We start from the raw sequence: 20,121 nt of genomic DNA, 5'->3' as shown, positions 1-20,121 counted from the left end.
TTAGCCGTAGAGAGCGCTAACATGGCGCTCGTATTCGATCTTGTTCACCTTCAGGAATCTTTCCATGGATCGCCGTTCCTTCATCAAGACCTCCGCTCTCTCGCTGGCTGCCGGTGCGGCTTGCGGTATCCCGTTTGCCGCATCGGCCGAAGATGAAATCGTCGTGGGCGGGATCACCGATTTATCAGGAGGACTCGATATTTACGGCAAGCCCATGGCCGATTGCCTGACGCTTGCCGTCGAAGAATGGAACGCGCAAGGTGGACTGCTGGGCAAGAAGATCAAACTGCTCACCTACGACCCGCAGTCGAATATGCAGCTTTACACGCAGTTTTCGCAGCAGGCCGCGTTGAAGGACAAGGTCGCGGTCGTGCATGGGGGCATCACCTCCGCCTCGCGCGAGGTCATGCGTCCGGTGCTCGACCGCTACAAGACCCTGTATTTCTACAACACCCAGTACGAGGGCGGCGTGTGCGACCGCAATACGTTCTGTACTGGCGTGACGCCGGGCCAGACGGTGGCAAAGCTTGTGCCCTATGCAATGAAGAAGTGGGGCAAAAAGGTCTACGTGGTCGCAGCCGACTACAACTACGGTCAGATTACCTCGCAGTGGGTCAAGAAATTCGTGCAGGACAACGGCGGCACGGTTGCCTCGATCGACTTTTTCCCGCTGGACGTCACGAACTTCGGCCCGTCGATCTCGAAGATCGAAGCGGCCAAGCCCGACATGATTGTCTCGGCACTGGTGGGCGGCGCGCATATGTCGTTCTATCGGCAATGGGCCGCAGCGGGTCTGCACAAGAAGATCCCGCTTGCCTCCACCACCTTTGCCGGCGGCAACGAGCAGATCGTGCTTTCGCCCGACGAATGCGACGGTTTTCTCGTCTGCTACAACTACTTCGAGACGATCGACAACCCCGTCAATACAGCGTTCAAAGACCGCTTTCACAAGCGCTTCGGCGCCAACTATCCGAACATCACCGAACTGGCGATGGGCACTTACCAGGGCTTCAACCTGTGGGCGCAGGGCGTGAAAAAAGCCGGTACGCTAGACCGCATGAAGGTGATCGAAGCGCTGGAGTCGGGTATCAGCATCGACGCACCCAGCGGCAAGGTCTCGATCGATGCGGCCACGCATCACTGCGTGCTGAACGTCAATATCGCCGAGGTTCGCAACAAGAAGCTCGATATCGTCGAGACCTTCCAGGCGCAACCGCCGAGCGATACCAGCGCCGTCTGCAATCTCATCAAGAACCCGCGCGACAACCAGCAATATGTCATCAAGCTTTGACGCTTGCGTGAAGCGGCCGCGCGCCGTCCCAAGGAGCCGCTGATGGATCTTGCCGCTATCGTCCTGATTCAGATCCTGTATGCGATCGCAAGCCTGATTGTCATCTCGTCGGGGCTCGCGGTCATCTTCGGGATGATGAAGGTGATCAATCTCGCGCATGGCGAGTTCATGATGCTAGGGGCGTACGCGACTATTGAAGCGATGCGGCTCGGCATCAATCTGTGGGTGGCGATCTTCGTCGTCGCGCCGGTGACGGTGGGCCTGATCGGCATCGTGCTGGAGCGGGTTTTCATCCGTCGTCTGTATGGCCGCATGATCGACACGATGCTCGCCACGTGGGGTTTGTCGCTGCTGCTGATCGGCGCGGTGACGTCGATTGCCGGCAATACGACCGCTGGAGTATCGGCCCCGCTTGGCAACTTTACGATCGGCGCTTACTCGGTCAGCAGCTATACGCTCGTGATCATCGCGGTCGGCGCACTGCTGGCGCTCGCCTTGCGCTGGGTCCTCCTGCATACCTCCCTTGGTCTGATCGCACGCGGCACCATGCAGAATCCGCAGATGGCCGATGCGCTGGGCATCAACCCAAGCCTTGTGTATTCGGCTACCTTTGCAATCGGTGCGGCCTTGTCCGGCTTCGCGGGCGGCCTGCTGGCGCCGCTGACCGGTGTCGTGCCGACGATGGGCGGCGCGTTCATCGCCAAGGCGTTCATCACGGTAATAGGCGGTGGCCCGGCGATTGTCATCGGCCTCGTCAGCGCGTCGACGCTGTTCGGTACCATCAACCAGATCGCCACCTTTGCCTCGACGCCCGTGTTCGGCGAAGTCGCACTGCTGGTCGGCGCGATCATCATGTTGCGGCTACTGCCGCAGGGCATTACCGGCCGCTTCTTCAAGGGGTCGCTGTGACGAGGCCTGCGCACTCCAGCCAGCCGGCGCAAGGGCCCGACGCGCTGCAGCGCTTCTCGAGGTCGTGGGCAAGCGCCGCGCTCACCATTGCGTTGGGCCTGGCGCTGCTGTTCGTGCTGCCCCACGTGCTGGACGACTTCGCCCTCGTGCAGGCAACCGTCTACGTCGTGATGTCGATCCTCGCCATCAGTCTCGCCTTCATCTGGGGCTATGGCGGCATCCTGTGTTTCGGACAGTCCGCCTTCTTCGGGCTAGGCGCCTATACCTACGCGATCGCCGTGACCAATCTCGGCGACAGCACCGTGCCCTTCGTGCTGGCCATCGTGCTGCCCGCTGCATTCGCAGCGATCCTCGGCTATCTGATCTTCTATGGACGGCTGTCCGACGTCTACATGGGTGTCATCACGTTGACCGTAACACTGATCCTCTTCAACCTGATCAACTCTACCGCGGGACCGGAGTGGAAAATCGGCACGGCGCCGTTGGGCGGATTCAACGGCATACCGGGTATCGCGCCGTTGAATATGCCCGGCAATATCGACGACACGATCGGGCCGCGCGGCCTGTTCGAGCTGTCGTTCGGCGCGCTGCTGCTGGTCTATCTGCTCCTTAGGGCGCTGCTCGCCACGAAGCCGGGCCGGGTTATCGTCGCCAGCAAGGAAAACGAGCAGCGTCTCTTGCTGCTCGGTTACGACGCACGCGCCTACAAGCTGTTCACATTCGTTCTCGGCGCAGCTATTGCCGGACTGGCCGGATGCCTGTTCGCCAACTGGGGCGCCTTTACCAGCCCTACGGTATTCAGTCTCGCGCAATCGGCGCAGATCATCATCTGGGTGATCGTCGGCGGCCTCGGCACGTTAGTGGGCCCGGTGGTGGGCTGTGTCGCCATCCAGTGGCTGACCACGCAGATCGGCACGCAGCAGACCATCAACTCCAACCTGGTCCTCGGCGCCATTCTCGTGGTGTTCGTGTTGATGGTGCCCAAGGGAATCGTACCGGGCGTGGGCTCGCTCGGCGCCGCGCTCGTATCGCGCTTACGCCGTCGGCGCGACACGGCCAACGTCAACGCCGTGGTGAAGGAGGACCTGGATGCGGGGCCGCAGGCGGCAAAGATCGATCAAGCCGCAAAGCTCGATCCGCATGGAGAAACCGTGCGATGACGCCGCTCCTCGAAACCCGCGATCTGAACGTGCGCTTTGGCGGCGTCCACGCGACCCGCGACGTCAATTTCACCCTGGCGGAGGCGGAACTGCGCTGTGTGATCGGGCCGAACGGTGCGGGCAAAAGCACCTTCTTCAAGCTGCTCACCGGCCAGGTGAAACCCACCTCGGGGCAGATCCTGTTTCGTGGTCAGGACATCTCGAACATGCAGCCGCATCAGCCGGCTCGGCTGGGCATTGGCATCAAGACCCAGGTGCCGAGCCTCTTCAACGGGCTCAGCGTGTGGGAGAACGTCTGGCTCGCTGCGCGCCGGGTGAACACGCCGCAACAGACAGAACGGGTTACGCGGACGACGCTCGAACGCGTCGGCATGCTGGCGTACCGCGATGCGACGGTCGGCCTGCTCGCGCACGGTCAGCGTCAGTGGGTCGAACTGGCGGTGGTGATCGCGCCGGACCCGCCGTTGATCCTGCTGGACGAACCCGCGGCGGGCATGAGCGATGCCGAGGTTACGCGCACCGCTGAGCTGATCCTCGAAATCAACCAGCGGCACGCGCTCGTCGTGGTCGAGCATGATATGGGTTTTATCCGCAAGATCGCGCGGACGGTCACAGTGCTGCACCAGGGGGCCATCATCCGCGAAGGCACGCCGGATCGCATCATGAGCGACCCGCTGATCCAGCAGATCTATCTTGGCAAGAAACCGCAATGAGCGGAGTCCGATGATGCTTGAGGTTGTCGATCTATGCGCCGGCTATGGCTCGATCCCGGTGCTCTACGATGTGTCGCTGTCGATCGCCAGCGGGGAATCGATCGGCATTCTCGGCCACAACGGCATGGGCAAGACCACCTTGCTGCGCAGTCTGATCGGAGCGTTGCCGGCGACTTCGGGCACGATCCGTTTCGACGGCGCCGACGTGACACGCGCGGCACCCCACACGCGCGCGCGACGCGGGATGGCGTACGTACCGCAGGGCCGCGAGATCTTTCCTGCGTTGAGCACGCTGGACAATCTTCGGCTCGGACTCCTGAAGACCGGCCAGCGCCCGGCAGATGCGCTCGAACGGCTGCTGGCCGACTTCCCTCGCCTCAAGCCCTTGCTCGACCGTACCGGCGGATCGCTGTCGGGCGGCGAGCAGCAGTTACTGGCCCTCGCCCGCGCGCTGGCCGGCAATCCCAGCCTGTTACTGCTCGACGAACCGACTGAGGGCATCCAGCCGTCGATCATCGATGAGATCGCCGAGACGCTAGTGCTGCTGCGCGAACGCAGCCGGCTCACCATCGTGCTGGTCGAACAGAATCTGGATTTCATCGCCGCGGTGTCGCAGCGGGTGCTGGTGATCCGGCGTGGCCAGGTCGGCGACGAGATTCCCCGCGAACACCTGGGCAACCTCGACATCATGAGCCAATACGCCGGCGGTTACGCGTGATGTGTACCGACCTCGGCACGGCTTGAGGCAGTCCCGGACGACGACGTGCGCGTCATCGCGGCCGCTTCAACCTGGCTATGTGTTAGCGCCGACAGCACCGCATGGTCATTGAAGCGAAACGAGCACAGAATCTGCGACACCGAGGCGAGTTTCGTGAGTTCCTTGAGCGAAAGGGCCAGCAGAACATCGGCCACCTCGGGCGAGACGCCAAGGGTACCCATGGCCGTGCTTCTGTCTTCTGCCAGCAGGCGCTGGATCAGCAGAAGATAGGCGAGATTCATCTCGCGTATCAAGCCTTGCGTGTCCTGATTCATTCGACCACCCCCGCGGCACCGGCCGGATCGGCTCTACTTTGAGCGCACGGCGCTTCGAACAGACGCAAGCGATCGCCGCAAGTCGATACTAGACACGCTGCGCCGCTAGCGCCGTCAGGACTCCCAGATATTGAATTAGGCCGATATGGAATTCTCCGTAAGGAATTCCTGAGTGCGCTCCGCGTCCCTGTCCGTGAAACCCACTGTCAAGAATTTGACTTTTTTGCCGTCAACCAGGAAACGCCCTCGCCTGGCGAACGCCGGGCCGGCTCACGAATACCTGATTTGAGGATAGCCACGATGACATGGCGCGTGTACACAATGCCCCGGCCGGCCAGTGCTTTCAACTGGATGCCGACGCTCGAACGCATCAGGGAACTGGTGGAGGCGGACGGCGGCAAGTTCTCGCTTCAGCTTGTCGATTCGGAATACGAGGCCGCGACCGAGGCCGCCCGGGCATTTGGATGGGATGGCCAGTTCCTCGAAGGACCGCACGTTTTCACGTTGCCGAATGCGGATTCGATGCAGTTCGGGCTGGTGTGGACCCAGCCCGATGAAAAGCTGACGACGTTTATCGTTTCGCCGCGGGCGCTGCCCTGGCTCGAATGATCGCGCGCTAGTGAGCTATTGAGCTAGTGAGCTAGCTATTCGTTCGCGACCTCCGGCATGATCTTCCCCATTTCCATTGCCTGGCTGGGCGGCAGTTCCTGAATACCGATGACAATCTGGTCATCGGGCGCGCCGGTCGCGGTCTGAAACAGCTTCCAGAGACGCTGGATCAGCTCGCGCTTGTATTCAGGTGGGCGGCCGGTCCGGATCAGAAGCGTCAGTGCGGCGGTGGCCGCCGCTTCTCCGGCCGTGAAACCGTTGCCGGGCGGATACTCCTGAAACACCACATGCACCCAGTTTTTCGGCACACCCGAATACGACGAGTGCAGCTCCGTCAGTTCGACCGCGAGCCGGGTCTTGGCCTCGCTGCTGAGTACGCCATCCTGAGTCATCAAGGTATAAAGCGGCATTGAGGCTACTCCTGTCCTGACGTTTCCGGCCTGTCACTCGACGTAGTTCTTCAGAATCCGCAGATCCGTCACCGAGTAAGACATCCCCAGCCGATAACCGCGGCCGACGCGCAGCGGAGCGATCAGGTGCATGTCCTCACCGGCGACCTCGGGAAGTTTCAGCTCCGCGGTTCCGGTCCAGACATCGACGATCGCCAGATTGTCCGTAAGCGACATGGTCAGCTCGTCGACCGGCGGCTTGTCCTGAAGCCCGGCGGCGAGCTGGGGAAAGTAGCGGCGCATGGTCGTCGGGCGGTTGAACACGGTCGTCGGGTCGGCGACAGGCTCCTCGAGCTGGATACGGGCCGTCGCCAGGCGTTCGCCGTGCGCCGAGACACTGGCGCCGAAGCGGCTCCCTTTGGCAAGCGGCGCCGCCGCTGCACTCGGCGCGGAGAAGCTGCGGGTCTGATAGACGCTCGCGAGTTTCTTCGGAAAACCCTGCGCCCATCCGCGGGCAATCGCCGCATCGTTGTCGACGAAGATGTATGGGCAATAGTTGACCGGCACGCCGTCGAATACCGCCTCGACCAGAACGAAGGCCTCGCGGTACTGATAGCGGGCCGGGTCCGTCAATTCGTCGTTGGACCCGGTGAACTGCCAGTCCAGAAACCAGAAGAAGGCGCGCCCGCCTGATTTCTCGTCCACGGTCATGCCACGTGGAAGCAAGGCCGCGATGGCCTTCGGATCGGCCCAGTATTCGATGGCCAGACAGTCGCTCGAATAGTGCCACGGCGGCATCGTCGCAAGTGCGGATTGCCCTTGCGGAGTAACAGGAACTGAAAACGCCTTAAGCATTTCGTTTCATCCTCAATGGGAGCGACCGCAGTCGCGATGACCCATTATTCTCGAAGGCGCTAACGTGTCCTATCCCCCGATCGGGTGTCGAAAGGCCGTTTGAAAGCCTTGCGCAAGGCCGTGGTCCATACCGTTACGTCGAAGGTTTTCGCAGTCATTTTGCCGGTATAGAATCGGCCAAATGTTTAAAACTACGTTAATGCCTGCCGAAGACGCCAAGGCTCGCCACGCCTCAGTGGTCAATTGCCCTGCCGTGCTGAAATCCGCGCCAGACCCAGCGCACCGAGGCGGCCATCGCCTTTCATATAGGATTGCAAGAATGAATGGGCCGTGCGGTCGGAGACAAAAGTGAGCGAATTCCCGCCTTTCCGGCTCGACCGGGCCAACCAGTGTGTCTGGCAAGCGACGCCGGATGGGGGCCAATCCCGGCTCAATCTCAGGCCTCGTGCGTATGACATGCTGCAGTACCTGATCGACAACGCCGGCCGCCTCGTGACGCACGACGAGTTTCTCGACGCGCTTTGGCAAAACGTCACAGTGCAACCGGAAGTGCTGAAGGGGCACATGCTGTCCATACGCGCCGCACTCGGCGACGATCCGGCCAACCCCCGCTTTATCGAAACGCTGCGCGGCCGCGGCTACCGTTTCATCGCCCCGCTGCTGGCCCGCACGCCGGTCAACGCCACGGACGATGTCGAGAGACCGGCTGACGGTACTTTCGTCGGACGCACACCGCAGTTGAACAAGCTCAAAACGCTGTTCGACGAGGCTTGCGCAGGCGAATCGCGGATTGTGTTCGTCGCCGGCGAACCGGGCATCGGCAAGACCACGCTCGTCAATCAGTTCCTCGAATCGCTCGACGGCCGTGGCGACGTGCTGACTTCGCTCGGGCGCTGCGTCGAGGGCTACGGCGGCACCGAGCCGTATTACCCCGTGCTCGAAGCGCTGGCCCAACTGGTGCGCGGCGACGCGGGCGCCGCCATCATGCGCAGCCTGATTTCGATCGCGCCCACCTGGGCCGCGCAGCTTCCCGGCTCGGTGCCGGAGCGGCATCGCGCCCAGTTGCAGCGGCAGCTGGTCGGCGCGGTCAGCGGCCGCATGCTGCGCGAGATCTGCGAGTTCTTCGCCGCGCTCTCGGCGCAAACGCCGCTCGCCCTCGTCTTCGAAGATCTTCATTGGTCGGATTATTCGACGGTCGACATGCTCTCTGCGCTCGCCCGTCATCGCACCCACGCGCGCCTGATGGTCGTGGTCACCTATCGCCCCGAAGATGCGGAGTTCGCTCAGCATCCACTGTGCCGCCTGAACCACGACCTCGGTTTGCAGAAGCTTTGCCACGACATCGTGCTCGAGCCGCTGACCGAAAACGCCATTGCCGAATACCTTGAAGGCAAGGCGCAGAACGCTCGCGAAAACGGTCTGGCACAACTCGTCTGCGAGCACTCCGGCGGGAATCCCCTCTTTATGGTGGCGACGCTCGATCATCTGGTCGCACAGGGCATTGCGCAGTCCACCCCCGAGGGGTGGAAGCTGCATCTGTCTCCGTCGGAAGTGCGGCTTGAAGTGCCGCTGACTCTGAGCCAGGTTATCGAGCATCGCATCCAGCGGCTGACGGGCAATCAACAGCGCGTGCTGGAAGCCGCCAGTGTGGCGGGACTCAGCTTCGATGCCACGCTTGTCGCGCCGGCGGCCCAGTTGAGCCAGGAAAGCATCGAGGAGACGTGCGAAGCGCTGTGCCGCCAGGAGAGCTTCATCCGCCGCGAGGCGCCTGCGCCGCTCGAGCGCATGATCACGGCACGGACCTACGCATTCCGCCACACGATGTACCGGCAGACCTTCTACGAACGTCAGGGCGCGCTGCGTACCGCTCATTCGCATCTGCGGATTGCCGAGGAGCTCGAAGCGCGCAGCGCGCCGGGAGAGCACGGCAGCGTCGCGGCGGAGTTGGCCCAGCACTTCGCGGCAGCCAAGCAATGGTCGCGCGCGCTGGGGTATCTGCGGATCGCGATCCAGACCGCGAAGAAGCGTCTCGCATACAACGACGCACTCGCTATCCTCGATCGCGCCATGATGCTGGCCGCCAACTTGCCGAACGAGGCACGCGCAGCGGCCGAGGCCGAGTTCCTCGAGGGACGTGCGTCGGTCTTTACCGCAGCGCATGACCGGCGCGCGCTCGAGACCTGCGAACAACTGGCTAGGCGTGCCGCGCAACTCGGTCTGATCGATATCCAGAGCCGCGCCTTACTGAGCCTCGCCTACGCCTATAGCTGGCGCGATCAGCTGCGCAGCAGCCGGATCATCGACGAAGCGCTGGTGCTGAGCGAACGGCAGACCAATCTGCAACAGCAGGCGCGCACCCGCATCAGTTGTTACGTCTGGAGAATGTGGGTGCGCGGCTGGCGTGCCGACGACATCCGTCAGTGCGAAGCTGCGCTGGAGCCTTTGGGCAATGGCGACGATCCGTTCACGACCGCCTGGTCGCAATGCGAATACAGCATGGTCATGATGGTATCCGCGCGGTATCAGCAGGCCCAGGACAACATTCTCGCGAACTACCAGTTCCTCGTCGACAACGACGAGAACCGGCCCGAGTTCAACATGGCTCGCGCTACCTGGATGGTCAATCTCGGTGTGCCCTGGACGCTGCTATATCTGGGCGAGCTTGGGCGTGCACATCAGGAGTTCGACCGGGCGATTGCCATGTATGCCACCAATGGCAATCAGTACGGTGCCGATACGCTGACGCTGTATCGCTGCTGGGTGCAATTCCATGCGCTGGACTTCGACGCCATGCTCGAGTCCTGCAGCCAGGTTCTCGCGGAAACGCTGGCCGGGACCGCGGTGCGCCGCTCGACCCTTCCCGCGGAACAACGGCTCGCCATCCTCCTGAAGGGACTGGCCTATCTTGGCCTCGGCGACACCTGCACGGCGCGCGTGCATCTGGCCGACGTGATGCAGCGCATGGATAACGAGCCGGTGATTTTCGACTGGTACTGGCGACTTGCGCTCGAATGGGGTCTCGCGAGCCTTGCCCTGATGCAGGGCGATCTGGACGAAGCGATGACGCACGCCGCGCGTCTGGTGAAGGCGGCGAGCGGCACGGAAGAGCGCACCTGGCAGGGTTTGTCGTGGGAGATTCAGGCACGCGTCGCGCTGCGCTTTGGTGCGGTGGCGGACGCTGTGCGGTATGTGGAAAAAGCGCTCGTTGCCACGCAGCATTTCCAGACTCCGCTCGCGGACTGGCGCATCCATCGCACGGCAAGCGAGGCCTATCGCGTGAGCGGCGATGCGCAAACGGCTGAGCGTCACGCCGAATTCGCAGTTGCCAAAAAAGCGGCGCTCGCGGCAAGTTTGCCCACCGGGCATCGTCTGCGGGCCACGCTCGACGCCGGGGATTAGCCCTCGACCGGCTCCGCGAGCCGCTGGCCGAAACCCGCGTCTTGCGGGATCGAGCCGGCCAGACGGACACGCAATTCGACGTAGCGCTGCTGTGCCGCTGCCATACGCTGCATGTCGCCGCGCGCTTCGTGCAGCGACGCAGCGGTGCGCTGCAAACGCCAGTCCGCGAGCGGCGTCTCGAAACCTTCGGTCACCGAAAACGCGGCGTCCAGCTGGACCTTGGCGTTCTGCAAATGGCCCTCCCCCAACGATGCGCGCGCCATGGTTTCCCACGCGAGCGCCTGCCAGGTCCGTTCTTCGGTGGCAAGCGCGCGTTCGAGAAAGCGGCGGGCACGATATTGCGCCGCGTCGTAGTCGCCTTGCGCTATCGCGAGGTCGGCGCATCCCCATTCGAGCAGGAGTCGCCAGTACCAGTCGAACATGATCGGTTCGCGCTCCATCTGCTGTTCCGCTTCGGCAAAACGCGCTGCGGCAGCGGCGTTTTCGCCAAGCCCAGCGTGAGCCAGCCCGGCGAGAATGGTCCAGACGCGCTGCTGGGGCGGCAGTAATGCGGCACGCTGGCGGGCTTCGTCGTCGGACCCGGGCCGATCCGCCGCCTGCCTGAACTGACGGTCGAGTTCGAGGACGGTTTCGAAGTCCATCGTATGGATCAGCAGCCAGCCGCGATAGACCTGCAGGGTGCGCGCCGCGAAGTAATTGCCGTTGTCGTGATACTGCCGGATGCCATGGTCGAATTCGTCGAGCGAGCGGCCCAGTTCGCCAAGCGACAGGTACGCCCACGGCACGCCCAGACGCACCATCCACATTGGGCGTGAGATATCGAAACACGGGTGACTCGCCGCATGGTCGTACAACACCCGATAGCTCGCCTGCGTGGTCTGCAGCGCTTTGCGGTACTGCGTCGACACCATCATCAGCATGCAGTGCTCCATTTGCGCTTGCGCGACGGACACCGGATCGCCTATCTCGCGCACGGTCGCGAGCGCGTCGCCGAATTGCTGCGCATCGTCCGTGTTCCAGCCTTGCGTCCAGATACGCCGCACATTGCATGCGATCTGCGTCGACGCGCTAACGCGCCGGTCCGGATAGGACGCACTGAGCCTGAGCGCATCGTCGAGGCATTCCACCGAGCGAGCCTGATCGTCCCAGCTCAGCACGTACGACAGACCGAGCAGCGCGCGCAGTTGCACTTCGATCTTGCCGAGCCGAGTCGACTGTTCGTGCAGCGCGCGGTATGCGTCGATCGCCTGCCGGTCATGGGCGGCCGCATAGAGCGCCGCGCGCGCTTCGACGAATTCGACGCGCCGCAACGCGCGCAAGTCGGCCGGCAGGCGTGCGAGCAGCATATCGGCCTGATCGAGCGCGGCTAGCGCTTCCCGATAGGCACAGCGAACCTTGGCGGTTTGCAAGGCGGTGCGTACATAGTCGAGCGCCTTGTCCCATTGCTGCGCATCGGCAAAGTGCCAGCAGAGCTCCGCCGAGAGACTGCCGCGTTGCCCCACCGGAAACAGCGTCTCGAGACGCTCGCCAATCAGCCGGTGCGACCTGGAGCGCCGCGTTAGTCCCTGACGGTCGTAGAAGACGCTGCGAACCAGCGCATGCGTAAAGCTGAACGATTGCGCGCTGTTGCCGTCGGGCAAGCTCTGGACGCCGGCGCGGCGAATGAACTGGCCCTGGCGAGCAAGGCTGTCGCACAGATCCTCGAACGCCTCGATGCTCATCGCAGCCGCTTCGGCCGTTGTTGCCGGCGCAAACGTCAGTCCCGCCACGCTCGCCGCCTCGAGCATGCGTTGCGCCCTGGCAGCCAGCCGCCGGATACGCATTTCGATGACCTGCACGATGGTGCGCGGAAGCGCCTCGCGCAACTGCGCGGCGCTCGCCGTCTGATGCCAGCCGTCAACCGTCCTGATCGCGAGGCCATGCTCGTACAGATGCTCGAGAATCGCCTGCATGAACAGTGGATTGCCCCCCGAGCGTTCGGCGACCAGATGCGCCAACTCCTCGTCGAGCGGGTTCAGGCTCGCGCCATGCATGAGCCAGGCGCCGACCGAGTCGGGCTTGAGCGGGGCAAGCTCGATCACCTCACACGCTCTGCGAAGCAGTAGCGTGTGATTGAGCTTCATCACCGGATGCCGGACGGAAGATGCGTCGTCGCTACGGTAAACGGCCACGATCATGAGCCGCAGCGGTCCCTCGAGCTGGGCAAGCGCGGACAGCATGTCGATGGTCGAAAAGTCCGCCCAGTGCAGATCGTCCAGCACGAGCAACAGCGGGCGTTCTCTCGCCAGCGTCTGCAGCAGGTCGCAGATTTCGCGCATCATGCGCTCGCGCCCGGCGCCGAGTGTCCGGGCGAGCAACGAATCGAGGATATCCGCCGGCACGCAGGACGGCATCAGGATGGCCCAGGTGGGCGCGATCGAGACGAGCGCCGTCTTGACCTGCTCGCCGCCTGCTCCGCGGCAGAGGCGGCCGAGCGCTTCGAGCACCGGATAATAAGGTTCGGTGCCGCCATAGCCTTCGACGCACCCGCCTCCCATCACCCGTGTGTCGCCCTGGCTTGCCGCAGCGAGGAACTCGTCGACGAGCGCCGTCTTGCCGATACCCGCCTCGCCCGTGACAAACACGATCTGCCGCGAGCCGGCCTCGGCACGCCGGTGTGCCGCCAGCAAGGCATCGAGCTGCGGCGCGCGGCCCACGAAGCGCTCCGCCCTGCGTGCAAAGAAGCCTGACTCGCCGCCGACGGCGAGATTGCCGACCGGCGCGATAAAGCGATAGCCGTGCCCGCGATGCGTTTCAACATAGCGCGGCTGACTGGCATCGTCACCCAGGGCGCGACGGATTGCAGCGACATGTCCCTTGAGCACTTCGGGCTGCACATGCACGTCGGGCCACACGGCTTCGAGCAGCGCATAGAACGACATCAGCTGCTGCGCATGTTCCACCAGATGCCGCAACACAGCGAAGGTCTTGGGCGGGAGGTCGATACGGGTAGCGGCCTGCGCCGGATCCAGCCGCCACAGACATTGACTGGACAAGTCGAGCTGAAAGCCGGGAAACTGGAGCGACGTGTGGATACGCGAGTCGGGGTTCAAGCCGGAAAATTCCTCGGAATCTGGATCAGGCCAAGGCGGGTGGCGAGTGTGACCGCTTCGGTCCGGTTTCTGACCGACAGCTTCGTATAGAGATGCTTCGCGTGCGATTTTACGGTCTCAGGCGCGATGCACAACTGAACCGCGATCTGCTTGTTGGACAGACCTCGCCCCATCAGGTCGACGATCAGACGCTCGCGCTCGCTGAGTGCCGCGGCTGCGTTCGGGCGTCGCGCCGCGAATGGCTCAATCGCCTGGCGCGCGCCGCGTTGCCGGTGCACCAGCAGCAGCCCCGCGTAAGGCAGCAGTTCACCCGCCTCGTGCACGGAGGCGATCCGCCGTTGCACGATCGCCTCGATCAGCTCCGCGACGCGCACGCTGCAATCGACGAGCGTCTGATGCAGACCGACCGACGGCGCGAGCTTGAGCAGATTGACCAGCACCTCGACGGCTTCGCCGCGTTGCCCCGTCACGAGCAACGCCTCGACAAGCAGGAGCGCAACGGGTACCGCTGCATAGAGACTGCCGCGCCGTACCGTGTCGAAATGAGCCTGCCGCAATGACGCGACATCGACGGTACCTGGCGAGCGGGCCAAAGCGACGTGCGCCCGTGCGAGGGTATGAAAACGCGCGATTTCGAGGGCCGCGCTGCTGCCGCTGGTGCTCGCGGCCCGCTTTTCACGTGTGAGCGCGGCGAGACGCTCCAGACATTGCTCGGCCTGCTCGAGGCGCCCGTTCCCTGCTTCGATTTCGACCTGGTACGCGAGGCTCGCTGCCCGCAACCGGGGCCAGCCGCGCCGCGCACCGAGCGCCTCGGCCTCGCTGAGAATCACGAGCGCCCGGCCGGCTTGCCCCCGGTTCCTGGCGATGCGCGCGAGCAGCACATGCGCGCGCAGTGCGCCTTCGAACGTACTGCGTTCGCGGATATTGGCTATCCGTGCGGCGATCAGCGCCTCGGCTTCGTCCACCTGCCCCTGCTCGTAGAGCACTTGCGCGATGATGGAAGCGGGAAACGCATCGGCCGGAAGCTGTCTGCCGAGCAGGCGCCGCCCCGTTTCGAGCGCATCGGCAGCCAGCAGGCGCGCCGCGTTGAAGCGCATCTGATCGAAGGCGACGGCGGCATCCAAGGCCAGATCGAACAGCGCGGAGAGCGCCTGCATCGGGCCCGGCCGCGCGTCCAGTTCGACGCGCTCCACCGCGTAGAAGCTCTCCAGATCGCCGCGCCGCCAGTACACACAGCGGCACACTGTCAATGCGACTTGCGCCGTCGGCGCGCTTGCGCCAAGCGCAAGCGCGGACAACGCAGCCGGCAACGCGGCCACCTCATCGTCCTGGAACACGAGGGCCACCGCCCGCAGCGCCGCAATTTCGCCGTGAAGCGTTTTCGTCACCGTCACAGACAGCCGGCTCGCCTGCTGCTCGATCAGCTCCGCGATGGCCAGCGCCTCGCGCGAATCGAAGCGCATGATGGCCTGCCACGCCCGTTCGATATCGAGTCTGATGTGCGCGAAGCCGTCGCCGATCCGGGCGCCACCCATGCGCGGAATCTGCAGAGCGGCCCCGCTGCCGCTAACGACCGGCAGAGATCCCGGGGCGGCGCTGGGACGCTGCGCGCCCGATTCCGGCGATACGTACGGAATCGCCCCACTTCGCTGTGTTCGTGCAGTCGTGGAAAAGCTTTCGTATGCAACAACGACATCGTTCATTTCAGGCTCCGTAGGGACACCAGATCGTCGCAACCGCACAACGAGGGAAGATGCGGCCAAGACTAAACCGGGCACCGCTACGAAGCGTGATGATTCGGTTATTTTTCGGTAATGGCCGGGTCGTCAAGAGGCCTATACGGAAGTTAGACGGACAACGTGGCAGGAAATGAACGTGTGACGCCGCTATTCGTATGCGGGAATGCCGCTATCAGGGAACGCCCCGTTGAGCGGCGTGGCTGGGCGAATCGTCCGGCAACCTGGCACCGCGCATGCGCGCCCGCCAGGCGTTCGGCGGCTCGCCAATCATGCGCTTGAAGACCGCGGTGAAATGCGCATGCGAGCTGAAGCCGCAACTGAGCGCGACGTTCAGCACGCTGAATTCCGACGAGCGCAGCAGCATCTGCGCATGTTCGAGCCGACGTCTTAGCAGGTAAGTGTGCGGCGAATAGCCGGTCGTCGAACGAAACTGGGCCGCGAAATGCATGCGCGTGAGTCCCGTACTGGCGGCCACCTCGGCGAGGCCAATCGGGTTGGCGAGATTGGCCTCGATGAAATCGATCGCCCGGCGCAGACGCCATCTCGGCAGCGACGCGCCTCGCGCAACCGGCCACGCCGGCATGACGTCGGTGCGCCTCGCCAGCAGGCGGGCTACGATTGCATCGCAAATGCTGTCCGCATACATGCGGCCGAAGGTATCGGCGAGCGGATTGGCGTCCTGCAGCGCGAGCGCCAGCCGTTCAACTGCGACATCCCGGAAGATCCGCGGATCCTGGTCGGCGAGATCGGGACGCACGAGCTGGCCTGCGGCTTCGTCATAGCGCCGCGACAACAGGTCCGGCGAAATAAACAGATGTATCACGCGGCACGGCGAGGCATAAAAGGCTTTGACGCTTTCGCCGGGCTTCGTGATCTGGATCGAACCGGGCATCACCGGTCCGTCGCAGATGATCTTGCCGTCGTGCTGGAATTTCAGCGTGGTGGCGCTCAGGGCAATGCCGACCGTATAGAAGCGTTCATCGCCGACGCTCGACACTTCGCGCGGCTCGCCCGCGGGGACGTCCTCGCTCCAGCTGCCGGCGAGGATGCGATCCGCCGCCGCGGCATCGACTGCGGAAAACGGCGGACAGCGCCAACGCTCCTCGACCTGCACGACCGAACTCTCGCTCGCCCACAAGTTTGCACCGAACCCGCCTGCCGCATCCGGACAGGCCGCCCGGAGAACGCTCGACGCGTCCTGTGACTGTCTGGACATGATGTCACTCCGTTTTCATTGGTGAGCATCATGCGTGAGACTGGCGCTCCTCCGGTATCCCCCCAATGGGTGAAACCGCACTGCACGAGCGTGTCCGTTTTCTCTCAGGTCCGGGTGCCGCGCCGCGGTTTGATGGCACCGGCGGGATGATTCTTGGCGATGGTCGAGCGCAGCGCCGAGTAGGCTGGCGCCACCATCGGATAGTTGGCCGGCAGCCCCCATTTCGCCCGATACTGGTCTGGGGTCATGCCGTAGCGGTGTTGAAGATGGCGTTTGAGCGACTTCAGCTTGCGGCCGTCCTCCAGGCAGATCAGATATTCGTCGTGGATCGATTCGCCGATCGGGACCGCTGCCTCGGCATGCGGACCTGCGTCCTCGCAAGGATCGCGCAACGCGGCCAGCGCGGCATGGGTACTCGAAATGAAGGCGGGCAGATCGGCCGCGGGCAGCGGATTGCACGAGACGAAGCTCGCCACGATCTCGGCGGTCAGTTCGATCAGATGGGGGCGCTCCGTCACGGGCGGCCTCGCGAGCTCAAAGGCCCTGCGTTACTGGGATTGCCCGAAAGCGGCAGGCGGATTCGCACGGCACCATAAGCTTGTCTCACTCTCAGGTGGGATACCTGATCAAAGTAGTGGCGCGACCTGAACGGGTCAATCCCCCGAATGGGGGCAAACCTGCGCGCCGGGTTAGAGATGCATTCCATGGAGCGCCTGCATACCGCGTGCGAGCCAGGCGGCGAGGCCGTGCGGCGTTGGCGGTACGTCCCTGGGTGGTTCCATTAACGCCTGTCCGCGGCGTTCACGCTCCGCGAGTTTTGCGGCCAGTACATGCGTCAGTTCGGGATGCCGTTTGAGCAACGCGGCAATCGCCGCTCCCGGCAGTTCATAAACAATTGCGTAGGTCTTCGCCGAGATTTCCGCGCCGACCGCCACGCCCGCGATGGGTCCGCTCTCGCCGAAGTATTCGCACGGTGAAAAGCGCATGACGTCCACGGTCCCGCCGTCGAGCCGGGTGGATGCGTTGATCACGCCATAGCCGATGAGCGTAATCGCTGACGGCACGTCGCCGGCCTGCAGCAGCACGTCGCCAGGCGCAAGTTCGCGAACCTGCAGGACGCTCGCGAGCTGTTCCTTTTCTTCACGCGACAGCAGGCCGAAGATGCCGATGCTCTCGACGAGGCGCCGCCCGACCGAGCGCTCGCCCGAAGCGTCCGCGTCGTCCGCTGGCGTGTGGAACAGCGACAGCGCTTCCAGATGCCGGTGCGCGGCGTCGAAAAAGACGTTGAGCGTGTCGTCGCTGCTGCGATCGCTCGAGACGAAGAACGTCACTTCGTAGTCGGTCGCCTGCCAGCCGACCGTCTTCGTGACGATGTTCGCCGGCAGCGCAGGGTCGATGCCGATGCACGAGTCGATTGCCAGCCGCAGCGCCGACACCACCGACGACGGACGATGCACGGGATCCGCCTGAAACCGGACCACGGTCGCGTGCGTCCCAGCCGGGACACTCGCGTTGACGACCTTCGATTTCGCGATCGCCGAGTTCGGCACGACGATCAGATCATGGTTGCTCTTGAGCACGTGTGTCGCGCGCCACGTCACTTCGCGCACCGAGCCTTCCGAGCCGTCGTCGAGCACGATCCGGTCGCCGACGCGATACGGCGCCGTCGCATTGATGACGAAGCCGGAGAACAGGTCGGCCAATGTGCTTTGCAACGCCAGCCCCAGCACGATCGCGACGGCGCCTGATGTGGCCAGCACGCCCTTGAGCGGAATGTCGAACACATCGGCAACGATGGCGACCGCCGCGGTCAGATACGCCACGACCTCGGCGACATCGAGCGTAAAGCGCTCCTGGCGCGTGCGGTCGTTGATCGTGTAGTAGAGCCGCACCACTGCCATGATCGTGGATGCCGCCAGCAGCCACCAGGCGATCTGCACCGCCCCGCGCGCAAAGCGGTACTCGGCGGAGGCGCCGAGATCGGGCGTCTGCGTCGGCGTCACACCCGCGTGCAGCATCGCGATCGTCAGCGCGGCAAATGCAAGGCAGCGCAACGTGGTGCGCGGCATCGCAAAGCGCATGCGTGCGCAGCACAGCAATACGATGAAATTGAGCGCGACCGCGGCGACCGGAAGCAACAAGGGCGCGAGCGGCTGCGGCAGCATCTAGTTCGCTCCGCTGGCCGCTAACGGTGGCACCGGCGGCCGGCTCGGCAGGTCGTCGCTGCGATAGCCGCCGCCCAGCGCCCGCGTCAGCACGATTTCCGCTTCGAGCTCGTCGCCGTTGAGCTGTAGCAGCGCGATCTGCCCTTGTATCACCGGAGCCTTCGCCTGGATCGACGCGGTGCGGTCGGCAAGACCGCGCTCGTACTGCGCCTCGGTGCTGTCACTCGTGACGCGCAGCGCGTCGATCCGCTCGTGCTGCAGTTGCGCGCGATGATCGAGATCGTCGATCTGACTGCCCGTTTGCGCCACATCGCGAACTGCATCGAGCACCGCTTCGTTGTACTGCTCGATCAGCGTGTTGCTGGCCGTGCGTGCGCCATGCAAGCTCGCATTCAGACGACCGCCGTCGAAGATCGGCAGATACAACCCGGGAATGATATTGATCTGCTCAGCCGTATGCGTAAACAGATCTCGCATGCGTAGTGCGTTGAAACCGAAGAACGCTGTGATGTCGAAGCTCGGGTAAAACGCCGCCCTGGATGAATCGATACGGTCGAACGATGCGTCGACGAGCCAGCGCATTGCCTGCAGGTCGGGCCGGCGGGCGAGCAGCTCGAAGGACAGCGTGGCCGGCAGGCCGGCCGAGGGCGCGGGCAATGCCACCGGTGTGATTTGCGGGAGGTCGTCCGGTCCCGCACCGAGTACTGCGCGCAAGGCCTCGCGAGTCTGAACGATCTGTTCCTGTGCCGAAGCGATCTGCTGGTCGATCGCGAGCAGTTGCGAGCGTGCCTCGGCCGACTGCGTAACCGCCGCCAGCCCTCGTTCGTGACGCGCGGTCTGGGTGTCCAGTTCGAGCGCCTCGACGCTGCGCAATTGCTGCAGCAGGTCAAGGCTTGCGTAGACGATCTGGATCTGGTAGTAAAGTTGCGCGACGCCGGTCGACACCTCCAGCTCGGCCTGCGCTGCCTCGGCGCGCCGTGCGTTCTGCTCGCCGAGCGCCGCACGCACGAGGTCGCGTTGCTTGCCCCACACATCGATATCGTAGTGAGCATCTACGCCGACCAACCCGGTCCAGTACCACGGGCCGTACGCGCCGATGGCAGGATCCTTCGAAGCATAGGCGCTGAGGAATCCATGGCCGGATACGTGTTCGCGATCCGCCTCGGCGATCGCGGAGATCTGCAGATCGCTCCCGGCGCGAACCAGTTCTACCTGGGCGTGGGCCTGCGACACATGCTCACGGGCGATGGCCAGCGTCGGCGCATGACTGAGGCCGCGCTCGATCAGCGCTTCGAGTTGCGGGTCGTGATAGTGCTCCCACCAGCGAGCAGAGGGCCAGCCTTCGCTCGCGAGGTGAATATCGTCGGCGAGGCGGATCTGGTCCTGTGGGATGAGCGTCGCCGGCGGGCTATCGTGATGAATCATCGCGCAGGCTGCCAGCCCCGCACAGACTGGCAGCAGCACCAGCCAACGCTGCACGAAGCGCGGCAACCCATGGCGGGCACCTGTGCCACGCGCGGTCTGCATCAACGGGTTTTGATCGTCGCGCATC

Annotated in this window: 16 protein-coding genes; 7 read left to right on the top strand and 9 right to left on the bottom strand. The window is 63.9% G+C overall.

What is annotated here, in order from left to right:
• Window positions 1-64 precede the first annotated feature (64 nt).
• The 5 genes from BUS06_RS32670 to BUS06_RS32650 are packed head-to-tail and all read left to right on the top strand — an operon-like array spanning window position 65 to window position 4,791.
• Window positions 65-1,291 (top strand): urea ABC transporter substrate-binding protein, encoded by a 1,227-nt coding sequence (locus tag BUS06_RS32670; protein ID WP_074268426.1) that lies wholly within the window; start codon window positions 65-67, stop codon window positions 1,289-1,291.
• A 42-nt stretch (window positions 1,292-1,333) separates the two neighbouring features.
• Window positions 1,334-2,200, top strand: a complete 867-nt coding sequence (locus BUS06_RS32665) for a branched-chain amino acid ABC transporter permease (RefSeq protein WP_074268425.1) — start codon at window positions 1,334-1,336, stop codon at window positions 2,198-2,200.
• Window positions 2,197-3,360 carry a branched-chain amino acid ABC transporter permease gene (locus BUS06_RS32660; protein ID WP_074268424.1) on the top strand — a complete coding sequence of 388 codons (1,164 nt, stop codon included), beginning with the start codon at window positions 2,197-2,199 and terminating at the stop codon, window positions 3,358-3,360. The genes BUS06_RS32665 and BUS06_RS32660 overlap by 4 nt, the downstream gene beginning before the upstream one ends.
• A complete protein-coding gene (locus BUS06_RS32655; protein ID WP_074268423.1) occupies window positions 3,357-4,073 on the top strand; it encodes an ATP-binding cassette domain-containing protein in 717 nt (238 codons plus the stop codon). The genes BUS06_RS32660 and BUS06_RS32655 overlap by 4 nt, the downstream gene beginning before the upstream one ends.
• Window positions 4,074-4,083: 10 nt before the next feature.
• Window positions 4,084-4,791 (top strand): ABC transporter ATP-binding protein, encoded by a 708-nt coding sequence (locus tag BUS06_RS32650; RefSeq protein WP_254369025.1) that lies wholly within the window; start codon window positions 4,084-4,086, stop codon window positions 4,789-4,791.
• On the opposite strand, the gene flhD is transcribed toward BUS06_RS32650, so the two are convergent.
• Window positions 4,782-5,105: a flagellar transcriptional regulator FlhD gene (flhD, locus tag BUS06_RS32645; RefSeq protein WP_074268422.1), complete on the bottom strand. Its 324-nt coding sequence runs from the start codon at window positions 5,103-5,105 to the stop codon at window positions 4,782-4,784. The genes BUS06_RS32650 and flhD overlap by 10 nt on opposite strands.
• Window positions 5,106-5,405: 300 nt before the next feature.
• On the opposite strand from flhD, the gene BUS06_RS32640 reads away from it, so the two are divergent.
• Window positions 5,406-5,714, top strand: coding sequence for a hypothetical protein (locus BUS06_RS32640; protein WP_074268421.1), 309 nt, complete (start codon window positions 5,406-5,408; stop codon window positions 5,712-5,714).
• Window positions 5,715-5,749: 35 nt separating this feature from the next.
• On the opposite strand, the gene BUS06_RS32635 is transcribed toward BUS06_RS32640, so the two are convergent.
• Window positions 5,750-6,124, bottom strand: a complete 375-nt coding sequence (locus tag BUS06_RS32635; RefSeq protein WP_074268420.1) for a tautomerase family protein — start codon at window positions 6,122-6,124, stop codon at window positions 5,750-5,752.
• Between the two features lie 33 nt (window positions 6,125-6,157).
• Complete coding sequence (locus BUS06_RS32630) at window positions 6,158-6,958, bottom strand: acetoacetate decarboxylase family protein (protein WP_074268419.1); 801 nt, start codon at window positions 6,956-6,958, stop codon at window positions 6,158-6,160.
• Between the two features lie 348 nt (window positions 6,959-7,306).
• On the opposite strand from BUS06_RS32630, the gene BUS06_RS32625 reads away from it, so the two are divergent.
• Window positions 7,307-10,357, top strand: coding sequence for an AAA family ATPase (locus BUS06_RS32625; RefSeq protein ID WP_143787693.1), 3,051 nt, complete (start codon window positions 7,307-7,309; stop codon window positions 10,355-10,357).
• Here BUS06_RS32625 and BUS06_RS32620 read toward each other — a convergent pair.
• From BUS06_RS32620 to BUS06_RS32595, 6 genes are all read right to left on the bottom strand, one after another.
• Window positions 10,354-13,449, bottom strand: coding sequence for an ATP-binding protein (locus tag BUS06_RS32620; RefSeq protein WP_074268417.1), 3,096 nt, complete (start codon window positions 13,447-13,449; stop codon window positions 10,354-10,356). The two genes, BUS06_RS32625 and BUS06_RS32620, sit on opposite strands and share 4 nt — an antisense overlap.
• On the bottom strand, window positions 13,446-15,152 hold the full coding sequence (locus tag BUS06_RS32615) for a helix-turn-helix transcriptional regulator (RefSeq protein ID WP_074268416.1): 1,707 nt from the start codon (window positions 15,150-15,152) through the stop codon (window positions 13,446-13,448). The genes BUS06_RS32620 and BUS06_RS32615 overlap by 4 nt, the downstream gene beginning before the upstream one ends.
• A 208-nt stretch (window positions 15,153-15,360) precedes the next feature.
• Window positions 15,361-16,404, bottom strand: coding sequence for a helix-turn-helix domain-containing protein (locus BUS06_RS32610; RefSeq protein WP_083611705.1), 1,044 nt, complete (start codon window positions 16,402-16,404; stop codon window positions 15,361-15,363).
• A 104-nt stretch (window positions 16,405-16,508) separates the two neighbouring features.
• On the bottom strand, window positions 16,509-16,922 hold the full coding sequence (locus BUS06_RS32605; protein ID WP_074268415.1) for a Ros/MucR family transcriptional regulator: 414 nt from the start codon (window positions 16,920-16,922) through the stop codon (window positions 16,509-16,511).
• 171 nt (window positions 16,923-17,093) lie between these two features.
• A complete protein-coding gene (locus BUS06_RS32600; RefSeq protein ID WP_074268414.1) occupies window positions 17,094-18,569 on the bottom strand; it encodes a mechanosensitive ion channel domain-containing protein in 1,476 nt (491 codons plus the stop codon).
• Window positions 18,570-20,120: an MdtP family multidrug efflux transporter outer membrane subunit gene (locus BUS06_RS32595; protein WP_254369023.1), complete on the bottom strand. Its 1,551-nt coding sequence runs from the start codon at window positions 20,118-20,120 to the stop codon at window positions 18,570-18,572.
• Window position 20,121: the final 1 nt, after the last annotated feature.

This window comes from Paraburkholderia phenazinium (assembly GCF_900141745.1).
Taxonomy (GTDB): Bacteria; Pseudomonadota; Gammaproteobacteria; order Burkholderiales; family Burkholderiaceae; genus Paraburkholderia; species Paraburkholderia phenazinium_B.
This window is presented reverse-complemented; position numbering and strand designations above follow the sequence as displayed.